This window comes from Burkholderia cepacia complex sp. TUM26381, assembly GCF_057439935.1.
Genome location: NZ_CM172006.1, coordinates 2,875,001 through 2,889,366, shown reverse-complemented (window position 1 = coordinate 2,889,366; position 14,366 = coordinate 2,875,001). Strand labels below are relative to the sequence as shown.

Below are 14,366 nucleotides of genomic sequence, written 5' to 3'. Positions count from 1 at the left end.
GCCGCGCATGCGGGGCCCGGCCGAATGACGTGACGGATCGGCTGGCGATCAGTCGCGGAAGTTGTTGAAGTCGAGCGGCGTGTCGGTCACGTCCTTGCGCAGCATCGCGATCACGTTCTGCAGGTCGTCGCGCTTCGTGCCGGCCACGCGCACCGCGTCGCCCTGGATGCTCGCCTGCACCTTGATCTTGCTGTCCTTCACGAGGCGCACGATCTTCTTCGCGAGATCGCCGCTCACGCCCTTCTTCACGGTGACGATCTGCTTGACCTTGTCGCCGCCGATCTTCTCGACCTTGCCGTAGTCGAGGAAGCGCACGTCGACGTTGCGCTTGGCCAGCTTGCTGATCAGCACGTCCTTGACCTGGCCGAGCTTGAAATCGTCGTCGGCGAACAGCGTCAGCTCGCGTTCCTTCTGCTCGACGCGCGCGTCGGAGCCCTTGAAGTCGAAGCGCGTCGAAATTTCCTTGTTCGACTGCTCGATGGCGTTCTTCACTTCGATCATGTTCGCTTCGGAAACGACGTCGAACGATGGCATGGCATTCTCCCTTGAGATGCGGGCACCCGGCTCGCGCGCGGGCACTCGCTATAATTGCGGACTGTTTGCCATTTTACCGATGCCCCTCCGTTTGCCCAAGACCGGCCGTTTGCCGGACCGGGCCGACGTGACCGCGAATGCCGATGCCTCCTGACGATTCCACCCTGTCGCTGCTTCCCGACCATGCGCTTGCCGCGCACAACACGTTCGGCATCGCCGCGCGCGCGCGCTTTGCCGCGCGCGTCACGCACGCGGCGCAGTTCGAGGCGCTGCACCGCGACCCGCGCGTCGCGAACCTGCCGCAGCTCGTGCTCGGCGGCGGCAGCAACGTCGTGTTCACGCGCGATTTCGACGGCGTCGTGCTGCTCGACGAGATCGCCGGCCGCCGCGTCGTGCGCGAGGACGGCGACGCGTGGTACGTCGAGGCCGGCGGCGGCGAGAACTGGCACGCATTCGTCGCATGGACGCTCGAGCACGGGATGCCGGGCCTCGAGAACCTCGCGCTGATCCCAGGCACCGTCGGCGCCGCGCCGATCCAGAACATCGGCGCATACGGCCTCGAAATGAAGGCGTATTTCGATTCGCTGGTCGCGGTCGAACTGGCGACGGGGCGCAGCGAGCGCTTCGACGCCGCGCGCTGCGCGTTCGGCTACCGCGACAGCTTCTTCAAGCGGGACGGGCGTGGCCGGTTCGCGATCGTATCGGTGACGTTCCGTCTGCCGAAACAATGGACGCCGCGGCTCGGCTACGCGGACGTCACGCGCGAGCTCGACGCGCGCGGCATCGCACCCGATGCGGCGACGCCGCGCGACGTGTTCGACGCAGTCGTCGCGATCCGCCGCGCGAAGCTGCCCGACCCGCTCGTGCTCGGCAACGCGGGCAGTTTCTTCAAGAATCCGGTGATCGACGCCGCGCAGTTCGAGGCGCTGCGCGCCCGCGCCCCCGAAGTCGTGTCGTATCCGCAGCCGGACGGGCGGGTCAAGCTCGCGGCCGGCTGGCTGATCGACCGCTGCGGCTGGAAGGGCCGCGCACTCGGCGCGGCGGCCGTGCACGACCGGCAGGCGCTCGTGCTCGTCAATCGCGGCGGCGCGACGGGCGCCGACGTGCTCGCGCTGGCGCAGGCGATCCAGGCCGACGTGCGCGCGCACTTCGGCGTCGAACTGGAGGCGGAACCGGTCTGCCTGTAGCGCGGGCACGGCACCGTTTTCCGTGCGCCCAAACAAAAAGCGCCGATCGTCGATCGGCGCTTTTTTTACGCGTGTGCGTTCCGGCGCGTCAGTGCTTGAGGCGGCCGAGCAGCAGGAACTCCATCAGCGCCTTCTGCACGTGCAGGCGGTTTTCCGCTTCGTCCCACACGACGCTCTGCGGGCCGTCGATCACGCCGGCCGTCACTTCCTCGCCGCGGTGTGCGGGCAGGCAGTGCATGAAGAGCGCGTCCGGGTTCGCGTGACCCATCATTTCCTCGTCGACGCACCAGTCGGCAAACGCCTGCATGCGTGCCTCGTTCTCGGCCTCGAAACCCATGCTCGTCCACACGTCGGTGGTGACGAGATCGGCGCCCTTGCAGGCTTCGTTCGGATCGTCGAACACCTCGTAGAACGGCGCGCTGCCGGGCGACACGAGCTTCATGTCGAGCGCATAGCCGGGCGGCGTGGACAGGCGCAGCTTGAAGCCGAGAATCTGCGCGGCTTCGATCCACGTGTAGAGCATGTTGTTCGCGTCGCCGACCCACGCGACGGTCTTGCCGGCGATCGGGCCGCGGTGCTCGTAGTACGTAAAGATGTCGGCGAGCACCTGGCACGGGTGGTAGTCGTTCGTCAGGCCGTTGATCACCGGCACGCGGGAGTTTTCCGCGAAGCGGGTGATGACCTCCTGCTCGAACGTGCGGATCATGATGATGTCGACCATCCGCGAGATGACCTGCGCGGAATCCTCGACGGGTTCGCCGCGGCCGAGCTGCGTGTCGCGCGTGCTCATGAAGACGGCGTGGCCGCCGAGCTGGAAGATCCCGGCCTCGAACGACAGGCGCGTGCGCGTCGAGCTCTTCTCGAAGATCATCGCGAGCGTGCGGTCGTGCAGCGGGTGATAGGTCTCGTAGTTCTTGAACTTGCGCTTCAGGATACCCGTGCGTTCGAGCACGTACTCGTAGTCTTCCAGCGAGAAATCCTTGAACTGCAGGTAGTGACGAATGGTTTTGGCGGTCATGAAGCGAAATACGGCGGGTTTCACCCGGCAGCGAGGCCGGACGGCGCCGCCGTCGGGTGTGGATAACTCAAAGCAGCATAAAGGATTTTCTGTGCTTTGACGAGCCGTGGCACGAAGCGGGGCACGATCGCGACAGGGGGCGGACGGCGCGGGAAGGAGGCCGTCGGGACGACGCGCGATGGCGCGCTGCGGTATAATTCGAAAGTTTTCTCCAGCCCGGCAGGCAAGGCTTTTCGCGCTCTGCCGGACACAAGCCGTGCGCTGCACAAATCCGGTGCAGTCTACCGGCGGCGCGCATCGACGTCCCGTTTTGGGGATATCGGAATGCTTGTGCCGCCGTCCGTTCCAGCTTTGTGTTCGCGTATCCAGGCGCCGTTGCCTGGACATCGCCGGGCCGTCACTTGGGTAACCACATGGCTGAAACCCCTCCGACCGAATTCTTCATCCAGGGCATCACGAAAGACGGGAAAAAGTTTCGCCCGAGCGACTGGTCGGAACGTCTGGCCGGTGTGATGGCCTGCTTCGGGCCGGGGGCGAGCGGGCCGAATGCGCGTCTCAAGTATTCGCTGTACGTGCGCCCGACGATGCTCGGCGACCTGAAATGCGTGATCCTCGATTCGCGGCTGCGCGACATCGAACCGATGGCTTTCGATTTCGTGCTGAATTTCGCGAAGGACAACAACCTCGTCGTCACCGAGGCGTGCGAATTGCCGGACTACAGCGCGAAGAAGTAAGGCCTTCCGGCGAGGGCGCATGCGCTCGCCGCGGCAAAACCCGTCGCCCGCGTGATGCGCAGGCGACAGGCAACAAAAAAGCCCGCCTAGGCGGGCTTTTTTGCGATCGCAGGAAACAGGAACGCCCGCGCGAGCGGGCGCACCGGATTTACGCTGCTGCCTGCAGACCCTTGACGGCTGCGGCCAGGCGGCTCTTGCTGCGAGCGGCCTTGTTCTTGTGAACGATCTTCTTGTCGGCGATCGTGTCGATCGTCTTCACGGCAGCCTTGAACAGCTCGGCAGCCTTTGCCTGGTCGCCGGCGTCAACAGCCTTGCGAACCGACTTGATCGCGGTACGGAATTTCGAGCGCAGCGCCGAGTTGTGCGAGTTTGCCTTCGCGGCCTGGCGGGCGCGCTTGCGTGCTTGTGCGGAGTTAGCCATGACGGTTCCTTATCCTGTCCTGTTTCCAGAGCTTGGAGCCTGACGGCCAAGCGCTGCTTTTCGATCCGTCCCCTGAGAACGATTGCCCAGGGGCGCATAAAAAAACGGTGATTTTAACCGAGGCAGGGACATGAAAACGGCAGTTGCCGTGCATGTACGAGCCCAGAAACCGGCGATTATAGCAACAAAATCAAGCGAGTGGCAAGTTCGAAGTGACATTCGCCGGACGGAGTGCCGGCGGCGTGCGCGCTTTTCGGCATCACGCCGCTGGCCGGGTCGCGCAACGTCCGTATAATAAGCGCCCCATGAATCTATTCCGAGCCCTGCTGACGGTCAGCGGCTTCACGCTGCTGTCGCGCGTGACCGGACTGGCCCGCGAGACGCTGATCGCCCGTGCGTTCGGTGCCAGTCAATATACCGACGCGTTCTACGTCGCCTTCCGCATTCCGAACCTGCTGCGCCGCCTGTCGGCCGAAGGCGCGTTCTCGCAGGCGTTCGTGCCGATCCTCGCCGAGTTCAAGAACCAGCAGGGGCACGATGCGACGAAGGCGCTCGTCGACGCGATGTCCACCGTGCTCGCGTGGGCGCTTGCCGTGCTGTCGGTCGCCGGGATCGCCGGCGCGTCGTGGGTCGTGTTCGCGGTCGCGTCCGGCCTGCACAAGGATGGCCAGGCGTTCCCGCTCGCGGTCACGATGACGCAGATCATGTTCCCGTACATCGTGTTCATCTCGCTGACGACGCTCGCGTCCGGCGTGCTCAACACGTACAAGAGCTTCTCGCTGCCCGCGTTCGCGCCGGTGCTGCTCAACGTCGCGTTCATCGGCGCGGCCGTGTTCGTCGCGCCGCACCTGAAGGTGCCGGTCTATGCGCTCGCGTGGGCCGTCATCGTCGGCGGCGTGCTGCAGTTCCTCGTGCAGCTGCCGGGCCTGAAGAAGATCGACATGGTGCCGCTGATCGGCCTGAACCCGCTGCGCGCGCTGCGTCACCCGGGCGTGAAGCGCGTGCTCGCGAAGATGGTGCCCGCGACGTTCGCGGTGTCGGTCGCGCAGCTGTCGCTGATCATCAACACCAACATCGCGTCGCGGCTCGGGCAGGGCGCCGTGTCGTGGATCAACTACGCCGACCGCCTGATGGAATTCCCGACGGCGCTGCTCGGCGTCGCGCTCGGCACGATCCTGCTGCCGAGCCTGTCGAAGGCCCACGTCGACGCCGATTCGCACGAGTATTCGGCGCTGCTCGACTGGGGGCTGCGCGTCACGTTCCTGCTCGCGGCGCCGAGCGCGCTCGCGCTGTTCTTCTTCGCGACGCCGCTCACCGCGACGCTGTTCAACTACGGCAAGTTCGACGCGCATACCGTCACGATGGTCGCGCGGGCGCTCGCCACCTACGGGATCGGCCTCGTCGGCATCATCCTGATCAAGATCCTCGCGCCGGGCTTCTATGCGAAGCAGGACATCAAGACGCCCGTGAAGATCGCGATCGGCGTGCTGATCGTCACGCAGATCTCGAACTACGTGTTCGTGCCGCTGATCGGCCATGCGGGCCTCACGCTGAGCATCGGCGTCGGCGCGTGCCTGAACTCGCTGCTGCTGTTCATCGGGCTGCGCAAGCGCGGCATCTACCAGCCGTCGCCGGGCTGGCTGCGCTTCTTCGTGCAGCTCGTCGGCGCGACGCTCGTGCTCGCGGGCCTGATGCACTGGTGCTCGATCAGCTTCGACTGGACCGGGATGCGCGCGCAGCCGCTCGACCGCATTGCGCTGATGGCCGCGTGCCTCGTGCTGTTCGCTGCACTATATTTCGGTATGTTGTGGGTGATGGGCTTCAAATACGCTTACTTCAGAAGGCGCGCCAAGTGACGACCGCAATGACCCGCGTCCTCGACTACTTCAGCACGCTCGTGGCGGACGACGACAGCCTGCCCGTCACGGAAGCCGCGCTGTCGCTGGCGCAGGACGCGTATCCCGACCTCGACCTGCAGGGCACGCTGGCCGAACTCGACATGCTGGCGGCGCGGCTGCGCCGGCGCTTCACTGACGATGCGGACCTGAAAGGCCGCGTCGCCGCGCTGAACGATTTCTTTTTCCGCGAGCTCGGCTTCGCGTGCAATCACAACGATTACTACGACCCCGATAACAGCCACCTGAACGCCGTGCTGAAACGGCGGCGCGGGATTCCGATCTCGTTGTCGGTGCTGTATCTGGAGCTCGCCGAGCAGGTCGGCGTGCCGGCGCGCGGCGTATCGTTCCCCGGCCATTTCCTGCTGCGCGTGACGCTGCCGGACGGCGATCTGATCATCGATCCGACCAATGGCCATTCGCTGTCCGAAGCCGAGATGGTCGAGATGCTCGAGCCGTACGTCGCGCGTGCGGCCGGTGCGGTCGACAGCGCGTTGCGCGCGCTGCTGCAACCGGCGACGAGCCGCGAGATCATCGCGCGGATGCTGCGCAACCTGAAGACGATCTATCTGCAGACGGAACGTTGGCAGCGGCTGCTCGCGGTGCAGCAGCGGCTCGTGATCCTGTTGCCCGAGCAGCTCGACGAGGTGCGCGACCGCGGCTTCGCGTATGCGCGGCTCGATTACCTGCGCCCCGCGCTCGAGGATCTCGAGCAGTATCTCGGCGAGCGGCCGGAAGCGGACGACGCGACCGTCGTCGAGTCGCAGGTGAGCGAATTGCGGCAGCGGATGCAGCGCGACGGCGAGGACTGAGCCGCGATCGAGCCGTTGCCGGAACCGGAAAAAACGCCCGCATCGCGGGCGTTTTGCTTGGGTGCTTACTTCGGCTGCATCCGGATCGCGCCGTCGAGGCGGATCACTTCGCCGTTGAGCATGGGATTCTCGACGATCTGGCGCACCAGCATCGCGTATTCGGCCGGCTTGCCGAGCCGCGGCGGGAACGGCACCATCGCGCCGAGCGCGTCCTGCACGTCCTGCGGCATGCCGAGCAGCATTGGCGTCTCGAACAGGCCGGGCGCGATCGTCATCACGCGGATGCCGCTGCGCGACAGGTCGCGCGCGATCGGCAGCGTCATGCCCGCGACGCCGGCCTTCGACGCCGCATAGGCGGCCTGGCCGATCTGGCCGTCGAAGGCGGCGACCGACGCGGTGCTGACGATCACGCCGCGCTCGCCTTCCGCGGTCGGCGCGGTCGCGGCCATTGCGGCGGCCGCGAGCCGGATCATGTTGAACGTGCCGATCAGGTTCACGTTGATCGTCTTCGCGAACACGTCGAGCGGATGCGCGCCGTCCTTGCCGACGGTTTTCGCGGCCGGCGCGATGCCTGCGCAGTTCACGAGGCCGCGCAGCGTGCCCGCGTGCGTTGCCGCGTCGACGGCTGCTTGTGCGTCGGCCTCGCTCGACACGTCGCAGCGGACGAATACGCCGCCCAGCTCGGTTGCGAGCGCGGTGCCCGCCGCTTCGTTCAGGTCGGCGAGCACGACCGTGCCGCCGGCCTGCGCGAGCATCCGCGCGGTGCCGGCGCCGAGGCCCGATGCACCGCCGGTGATCAGAAAGACGTTGCCGCGAATGTCCATGACTTTCTCCGGTGTCGACCGCCCTTGGCGCTTTAGCGCCTAGGGAGGTCCCATGCAAAGCGTCGACCGCCCTTGGCGCTTCAGCGCCTAGGGAGGTCCCATGCAAAGCGTCGACCGCCCTTGGCGCTTCAGCGCCTAGGGAGGTCCCATGCAAAGCGGTTGTTCCGTCCGATGCTGCCCCATCGGCTGAAAAGCCGGTGCGCCGCGAGGGCGGGGCACGCGCTCGACCGATTGTACGGGGTGCCATCGCGCGGCGGCGACACCGGTGTGGTCGTGCACATCCCTTCCGCGCAAAAAAAAGCCGCCCGGAAAGGGCGGCTTGCGGGTGCGCGACGCGCTGCTTACTTCAGTGCGTCAAACGCGCGCTCGCGGATTTCCTCGACGGCGCCGAGGCCCGAGATCTTGCGATACTGCGGTGCCTTCAGGCCGTTTTCTTCACCGCGCTGCGCCCAGTCGCCGTAGTACGTGATCAGCGGCTTGGTCTGCGCTTCGTACACTTCGAGACGCTTCTTGACGGTTTCTTCCTTGTCGTCGTCGCGCTGGATCAGCGGTTCGCCCGTCACGTCGTCGTGGCCTTCGACCTTCGGCGGGTTGAACTTGACGTGGTACGTGCGGCCCGATGCCGGGTGCGTGCGGCGGCCGCTCATGCGCTCGATGATTTCCGAGAACGGGACGTCGATCTCGAGCACGTAGTCGATCGCGACACCGGCTTCCTTCATCGCGTCAGCCTGCGCGATCGTGCGCGGGAAGCCGTCGAACAGGTAGCCGTTCGCGCAGTCGGATTCCTTCAGGCGTTCCTTGACGAGGCCGATGATCAGCGCGTCCGGCACGAGCTTGCCGGCGTCCATGTAGCCCTTCGCCTCGACGCCGAGCGGCGTGCCGGCCTTTACGGCCGCGCGCAGCATGTCGCCCGTCGAGATTTGCGGGATGCCGAATTTTTCCTTGATGAAGTTTGCCTGGGTGCCCTTTCCCGCGCCGGGCGCGCCCAACAGGATCAAACGCATGGTGATATCTCCAAGTATGTAGATTCGTGTGGCGAGACACAAAGGCGTCGGCGACGGCGGGCGCGGGGCTTGCCTGGCGCGTGGCGGACCGGTCTGATGCGGCGCGTCGGCTTGGGCGACGCGCGGCTGCCGGCAGGGCCGCGGGCGGGGTCAAGCGAGGACGCGCTGGTCGCGGACGGCTCGCACAATCGCCTGATTATGCCACGGGTTATTTTGAACCCGGCTGAAAAAGGGCCTGCACGCGCGCGAGATCGGCCGGCGTGTCGATTCCGGCTTCGGGCGCGGACTCGGTGATCAGCACTGCGATACGCTCGCCGTGCCACAGCGCGCGCAGCTGTTCGAGCTGCTCGGCCTGTTCGATCGGCGCCTGCGCGAGCGACGGATAGGTGCGCAGGAAACGCGCGCGATACGCATAGAGCCCGATGTGCCGGTAGACCGGGAAGGCCGGCGCCGGCATGGCTGCGACGTCCGGCCAGTGCGGCTGGTACGCGTCGCGGCTCCACGGAATCGGCGCACGCGAGAAGTACAGCGCGACGCTCTGCGCATCGAGCGCGACCTTCACGACGTTCGGGTTGAACACGTCGGCCGCGTCGTGGATCGGGTGGGCGGCGGTCGCGATCGCGCAGGCCGGATGCGCGGCCAGGTGCGACGCCACGTCGCGCACCAGCACGGGGTCGATCAGCGGTTCGTCGCCCTGCACGTTGACGACGACGGTGTCGTCGCTCCACCCGAAGGCCGCTGCCACTTCCGCGAGCCGGTCGGTGCCGGACGGATGGTCGGCCCGCGTGAGCACCGCTTCGAAGCCGTGATCGCGCGCCGCGTCGAGCACGCTCTGCGCGTCGGAGGCGACGAGCACCTGCTGCGCGCCCGCTTCGCGCGCGCGCTCGGCGACGCGCACGACCATCGGCTTGCCGCCGAGATCGGCGAGCGGCTTGTTCGGGAGTCGCGTCGACGCGAGCCGGGCGGGGATGACGGCGATGAAGGGTTGCGGGTGAGTCATCGGGGAGCGGTGAGAAAGACGGGGCGGGCGACGCCGGGAGCCGGTCGCCCGGCGGGGGCGGCGGCCCGGCCGGGGCCGGGCCGCCTGTTTCGAATCGTTGCGCCGTGCGAGCGGCCTGGCGGCTCAGCGGCCGGCCGGATCGACCGGCGTGCCTTCGACGGTCTGGCGCGCTTCGTCGACGAGCATCACGGGGATGCCGTCGCGGATCGGGTAGGCGAGCTTGTCCGCGTTGCAGATCAGCTCCTGCGCGGCACGGTCGTAGTGGAGCGGGCCTTTGCAGATAGGGCACACAATAATTTCAAGCAGGCGAGCGTCCACGGAGTTTCTCCACAACGAGGGCAATGAGGCGAGGGTCGAGCGCGGCTTCGACGGGGACAACCCACAGTCGGGCGTCGCGCCAGGAAGCGCCCAATTTTACTGCATCCTTCTCGGTGATCAGGATCGCATCGACGGCATCGTCGACGAACGGATTGTCGGCGAACGCGTAATGGTCGGGCAGCGCGCGCGTCGCCGGCGCGAGACCGGCCGCGCGCAGCGTCGCGAAGAAGCGTTCCGGCGCGCCGATGCCGGCCGCGGCGAGCACGCGTTCGTTCGCGAACTGCGACAACGGGCGGCGCAGCGCGGGCTGGTCGAGGTGCCACGCGGCGCCCGGCGTCAGCGCGAGCGCGTAGGTGTCGGGCCACGGCGGCAGCGCGCCGCTGTACGGATCGTTGACGAGCGTCGCGTCGCGGTGCCGCGACAACGGCTCGCGCAGCGGGCCGGCCGGCAGCAGGAAGCCGTTGCCGCCGAGCCGGTGGTCGAACACGACGAGCTCGACCGTGCGGGCGAGGCGGTAGTGCTGGAGGCCGTCGTCGCTGACGATCACGTCGACGTCCGGATGCGCGGCGCGCAGCGCCTGCGCGGCCGCGACGCGGTCGGGGCACACCCAGACGGGCGCGCCGGTGCGGCGCGCGATCAGCAGCGGTTCGTCACCGCCGACGCTGGCGCGCGACGCGGGCGTGACGGCGGTCGGCGCCGTCACGTTCGCGCCGTAGCCGCGCGACACCACGCCCGGTGTGAAGCCGGCCGCGCGCAGCGCGTCGACGAGCGCGATCACGGTCGGTGTCTTGCCGGTGCCGCCGACGGTCACGTTGCCGACCACGACGACGGGCACGCCGACGTCGACCGGCTTTTTCCAGCCCTGCGTGTAAGCGGTACGCCGCAGCGCCGCGCACAGGCCGAACACGCAGGCGAACGGCGTGAGCGCCCAGGCGAGCGCGCCGCGCCGCTGCCATTCGCGTGTCAGGCGCGCTTCGAGTCGCGCGAGCGGGCCGCCGGGCGCGCTCATCGGGCCGGGCGCGGCGCGTCGTGCGCCGCGGCGTGGGACGGATTCGTCAAGGCGGATTCTCCGTTGGGCGGCGCATGCCGCGGGGTCTGCGGAAGGCGGCACTCTAGCGCGCCGCACACAGGCGCGGCAAGCGCGACCGGCCGACGCAGCCTGCGGGGCCGGATCGCGGCGGCCTGTGGATAACTCTGTGAAAAACTCCTCGGTCGATCGCATCAAACGCCCACCGGGCGGGCCTCGAATCGGAGGCGAATTGTTTTGAAAGGTTTAAAAATATATAAAAATCAATGTGTTATGAGGAATTGTCTGGCTTTTTTAGCGGTTTCCAAGCGTTTTAGGCGGACGAATGCCAGAGTGTGGACACCTTCCGCGCGCGACGGCAAGTGCGGCGGCGCTGGACGTCGCGCGCATGTCGGACTATCGTGACGCCGCCAGCATTCATCCGACCGTCCATGCTTTCCGACTCTCCTTTTTCCGCACCCGGCGCGACGCGCGGCGGCGACGAAGTGATTCCCGTTTCGGCGCTCAATCGTGCGATTTCGACGATGCTCGAGCGCTCGTTTCCGCTGTTGTGGATTTCGGGCGAAGTATCGAATTTCACGCGTGCCGCGAGCGGCCACTGGTATTTCTCGATCAAGGACCAGCAGGCGCAGATGCGCTGCGTGATGTTCCGCGGCCGTGCGCAATATGCGGAATTCACGCCGCGCGAAGGCGACCGCATCGAGGTGCGCGCGGTCGTCACGATGTACGAGCCGCGCGGCGAAGTGCAGTTGAACGTCGAAGCCGTGCGGCGCACTGGGCAGGGGCGCCTGTACGAGGCGTTCCTGCGGCTGAAGGCGCAGCTCGAAGGCGAGGGCCTGTTCGCCCCCGAGCGCAAGCGGCCGTTGCCGGCCCACCCGCGCGCGATCGGCATCGTCACGTCGCTGCAGGCCGCCGCGCTGCGCGACGTGCTGACCACGCTCGCCCGGCGCGCGCCGCACATTCCGGTGATCGTCTATCCGGCGCCCGTGCAGGGTGCCGGTTCCGCCGAGAAGCTCGTCGCGGCCGTCGAGGCCGCGAATGCGCGCCGTGAGGTCGACGTGCTGCTGGTCTGCCGCGGCGGCGGCTCGATCGAGGATCTGTGGTCGTTCAACGACGAAGCGCTGGCGCGCGCGATCGCGGCGAGCGAACTGCCGGTCGTCAGCGGCGTCGGGCACGAAACCGATTTCACGATCGCGGACTTCGCGGCCGACTTGCGCGCGCCGACGCCTACCGGCGCGGCCGAGCTCGCGAGCCCGCAGCGCGCGCTGCTGCTGCGCGAGGTCGACGAGCGCCAGCGTGCGCTCGCGCGCGGCATGGCGCGCCGGCTCGAACAACGTGCGCAGCAGCTCGACTGGCTTGCGCGCCGGCTCGTGAGCCCGGCCGAGCGGCTGCAGCGGCAGCGCACGCACGTCGAGCAACTCGCGGTGCGGCTTGCGTCGGCGGCGTCGCGGCCGGTGCGCGACGCACGCGCGCGCTTCGCCCTGGCACAGCTGCGCTGGCAGCGCGCGCGGCCGGATGCGTCGCAGGCGCGCCAGGCGCTCGCGGGGCTGTCGCAACGTCTCGCGGTTGCGTTGCAGCGCCGTCATGAACGCGACACGGCGCGTGTGTCAGCCTGTGCTGCGAGGCTCGAGGTACTGAGCCCGCAGCGCACGCTCGAGCGCGGTTATGCGGCGCTGATCGATACGCAGACGGGCCGTGCGGTACGGGCGCCGAACGCGCTGAAGCCGCAGCGGCGCCTGACCGTGCATCTGGCCGAAGGCTCGGCCGACGTGTCGCTCGCCGACGTGCAGCCGCGGCTGACCGATACGATCTGACATAACCGCTGCAAGCGGAGCGAAGGGTGTCGCAACGGACGCATCGTGCACGGGAACGGATGCTGCGCAGCGTCGGGCTCGTCCTGACGGACGTTGCGCAAACATCGCTTTTCCGCATACCGCGGATAAATGGCCCGTGAGTTTGCGGGGTTATTCGTCCTCGCCTACAATCGGACGCTCGGCAGCATCCAACACAGCCTCCCTACATACTCAACGAAGGAATCGCCATGGCTCATACGCTCCCGCCGCTCCCGTACGCTGAAGACGCACTCGCGCCGACCATCTCGCTCGAGACGATCCAGTACCACTACGGCAAGCACCATCAGGCTTATGTGACGAACCTGAACAATCTGATCCCGGGCACGGAATTCGAAAACCTGTCGCTGGAAGAGATCGTGAAGAAGTCGTCGGGCGGCATCTTCAACAACGCCGCGCAAATCTGGAACCACACGTTCTTCTGGAACAGCCTGTCGCCGAACGGCGGCGGCGCACCGACGGGCGCGCTGGGCGACGCGATCAACGCGAAGTGGGGTTCGTACGACGCATTCAAGGAAGCGTTCACGAAGGCCGCAGTCGGCACGTTCGGTTCGGGCTGGGCATGGCTCGTGAAGAAGGCTGACGGTTCGCTCGACATCGTGTCGACGAGCAACGCAGCGACGCCGCTGACGACCGCCGACAAGGCGCTGCTGACGATCGACGTGTGGGAACACGCGTACTACATCGACTACCGCAACGCACGTCCGAAGTTCGTCGAAGCGTTCTGGAACATCGTGAACTGGGACTTCGCAGCGAAGAACTTCGCGTAAGTCCGGCGCCTGTCCCGTCACAATAAAGTTTGGAAACGGCAACAAAGTTTGGAAAGTTGACGGGGTGACCCGCAACAAACTTTGGAAATCGTAACCGATATGAAAGCCCTCGTCGCGAGGGCTTTTTTTCGAAATATAATTTTCGGCAGTCGCGCATGATCGCTGACTGTACATACCGGGACCTATCGCGCTTACTCCGCGGTGGGAGCGGTCATTGCCGAATGGTATGAGCGCCACGTTGTACGCAGGCGAATCCGGAGTTGGTTACCCCGAACGTCCCCTCACGCAGGCACGCGCTATGTATGGTGCTTTCCTGAATTCCTTTCCGCTCGATACTGCCGCGCTTCAATGCCATAAGTCTCAGACATTTGGCCAAAGTGCCGCGACATAAGCCAGCTCAGCATCAATGATGGCCTTCTGTACCGCAGAGTTGGTGCCAAGGGTGTATAGCTTAGATCCACGCACATCCAGAACCCCCATGCGAGTATTTGTGCTTGATTTTTGTCTGAGGCAATGCTCCATGAGTGCGGTAATAAGATCCATTTTGGATTTGTTTACATCGTCATCTTTCAAGTAAAGCTTAATGATGTATGGCGTATCGTTGTAAAGCAATCCAATTTCAGGGTTGACGGAGACGTCGATGCCAGAATTCGTGTAGACGGCCGTTGGTGGGGAAAACCATAGAGGTTTTTTGCCTCCCCACCATTTTCGATATCCTTCAATAATTTCTGGATACGCGGAGCGCTTCTTCACATCTTTAAGGCCATCGAGAATAGAGTCTAGCTCGGATTTCGATTTTCCAGATTGGTGAACAGCGACGATTCCATCGCGCAATGGTTTGTAAAAATCAATCGCTGGGCTGTAGTCGTCTCTGTTCTTTATCTGTCTGACTTTTGTTGCCTTTGGGGAGCCTGCTTTCGATACTACGTCAACCAGATCGGTGAGGGAAAGTCGCGGCATAGTTGCTCCAGG

At 66.0% G+C, this 14,366-nt stretch carries 15 protein-coding genes; 6 read left to right on the top strand and 9 right to left on the bottom strand.

Going from position 1 to position 14,366, the window contains the following annotated elements:
- Positions 1-48 precede the first annotated feature (48 nt).
- Positions 49-534, bottom strand: coding sequence for a YajQ family cyclic di-GMP-binding protein (locus ACWMMN_RS13585; protein ID WP_059233371.1), 486 nt, complete (start codon positions 532-534; stop codon positions 49-51).
- A 137-nt stretch (positions 535-671) separates the two neighbouring features.
- Between ACWMMN_RS13585 and murB the strand changes: the two genes are divergently transcribed.
- Positions 672-1,721 carry a UDP-N-acetylmuramate dehydrogenase gene (murB, locus tag ACWMMN_RS13580; protein ID WP_059233372.1) on the top strand — a complete coding sequence of 350 codons (1,050 nt, stop codon included), beginning with the start codon at positions 672-674 and terminating at the stop codon, positions 1,719-1,721.
- A gap of 88 nt (positions 1,722-1,809) precedes the next feature.
- Here murB and argF read toward each other — a convergent pair whose 3' ends face one another.
- Positions 1,810-2,739 (bottom strand): ornithine carbamoyltransferase, encoded by a 930-nt coding sequence (argF, locus tag ACWMMN_RS13575; RefSeq protein ID WP_059233373.1) that lies wholly within the window; start codon positions 2,737-2,739, stop codon positions 1,810-1,812.
- Positions 2,740-3,152: 413 nt separating this feature from the next.
- On the opposite strand from argF, the gene ACWMMN_RS13570 reads away from it, so the two are divergent.
- Positions 3,153-3,473 carry a DUF3579 domain-containing protein gene (locus ACWMMN_RS13570; protein ID WP_048245154.1) on the top strand — a complete coding sequence of 107 codons (321 nt, stop codon included), beginning with the start codon at positions 3,153-3,155 and terminating at the stop codon, positions 3,471-3,473.
- A 148-nt stretch (positions 3,474-3,621) separates the two neighbouring features.
- On the opposite strand, the gene rpsT is transcribed toward ACWMMN_RS13570, so the two are convergent.
- Positions 3,622-3,894 carry a 30S ribosomal protein S20 gene (gene rpsT / locus ACWMMN_RS13565; RefSeq protein ID WP_059233374.1) on the bottom strand — a complete coding sequence of 91 codons (273 nt, stop codon included), beginning with the start codon at positions 3,892-3,894 and terminating at the stop codon, positions 3,622-3,624.
- A 305-nt stretch (positions 3,895-4,199) separates the two neighbouring features.
- On the opposite strand from rpsT, the gene murJ reads away from it, so the two are divergent.
- Both murJ and ACWMMN_RS13555 read left to right on the top strand, forming a co-directional pair.
- A complete protein-coding gene (gene murJ, locus ACWMMN_RS13560; protein ID WP_059233375.1) occupies positions 4,200-5,750 on the top strand; it encodes a murein biosynthesis integral membrane protein MurJ in 1,551 nt (516 codons plus the stop codon).
- An 8-nt stretch (positions 5,751-5,758) separates the two neighbouring features.
- A complete protein-coding gene (locus ACWMMN_RS13555; protein WP_059233376.1) occupies positions 5,759-6,601 on the top strand; it encodes a SirB1 family protein in 843 nt (280 codons plus the stop codon).
- A 65-nt stretch (positions 6,602-6,666) separates the two neighbouring features.
- Here the strand turns inward: ACWMMN_RS13555 and ACWMMN_RS13550 are convergent, their stop codons facing one another.
- From ACWMMN_RS13550 to lpxK, 5 genes are all read right to left on the bottom strand, one after another.
- On the bottom strand, positions 6,667-7,425 hold the full coding sequence (locus ACWMMN_RS13550) for an SDR family NAD(P)-dependent oxidoreductase (RefSeq protein ID WP_059233377.1): 759 nt from the start codon (positions 7,423-7,425) through the stop codon (positions 6,667-6,669).
- Between the two features lie 341 nt (positions 7,426-7,766).
- Positions 7,767-8,429 carry an adenylate kinase gene (gene adk, locus ACWMMN_RS13545; RefSeq protein WP_059233378.1) on the bottom strand — a complete coding sequence of 221 codons (663 nt, stop codon included), beginning with the start codon at positions 8,427-8,429 and terminating at the stop codon, positions 7,767-7,769.
- Positions 8,430-8,637: 208 nt separating this feature from the next.
- Positions 8,638-9,429, bottom strand: a complete 792-nt coding sequence (gene kdsB, locus ACWMMN_RS13540) for a 3-deoxy-manno-octulosonate cytidylyltransferase (protein ID WP_059233379.1) — start codon at positions 9,427-9,429, stop codon at positions 8,638-8,640.
- Positions 9,430-9,552: 123 nt separating this feature from the next.
- The gene (locus ACWMMN_RS13535) at positions 9,553-9,747 is read right to left on the bottom strand and encodes a Trm112 family protein (protein WP_006482216.1); all 195 of its coding nucleotides are present in this window, start codon (positions 9,745-9,747) and stop codon (positions 9,553-9,555) included.
- A complete protein-coding gene (gene lpxK, locus ACWMMN_RS13530) occupies positions 9,728-10,756 on the bottom strand; it encodes a tetraacyldisaccharide 4'-kinase (RefSeq protein ID WP_059233380.1) in 1,029 nt (342 codons plus the stop codon). The genes ACWMMN_RS13535 and lpxK overlap by 20 nt, the downstream gene beginning before the upstream one ends.
- A 449-nt stretch (positions 10,757-11,205) precedes the next feature.
- Between lpxK and xseA the strand changes: the two genes are divergently transcribed.
- A complete protein-coding gene (xseA, locus tag ACWMMN_RS13525; RefSeq protein WP_059233381.1) occupies positions 11,206-12,588 on the top strand; it encodes an exodeoxyribonuclease VII large subunit in 1,383 nt (460 codons plus the stop codon).
- A gap of 227 nt (positions 12,589-12,815) precedes the next feature.
- The gene (gene sodB, locus ACWMMN_RS13520; protein WP_011352986.1) at positions 12,816-13,394 is read left to right on the top strand and encodes a superoxide dismutase [Fe]; all 579 of its coding nucleotides are present in this window, start codon (positions 12,816-12,818) and stop codon (positions 13,392-13,394) included.
- A gap of 360 nt (positions 13,395-13,754) precedes the next feature.
- Here the strand turns inward: sodB and ACWMMN_RS13515 are convergent, their stop codons facing one another.
- Positions 13,755-14,354, bottom strand: a complete 600-nt coding sequence (locus ACWMMN_RS13515) for a hypothetical protein (protein WP_486422754.1) — start codon at positions 14,352-14,354, stop codon at positions 13,755-13,757.
- Between the last annotated feature and the right edge of the window lie 12 nt (positions 14,355-14,366).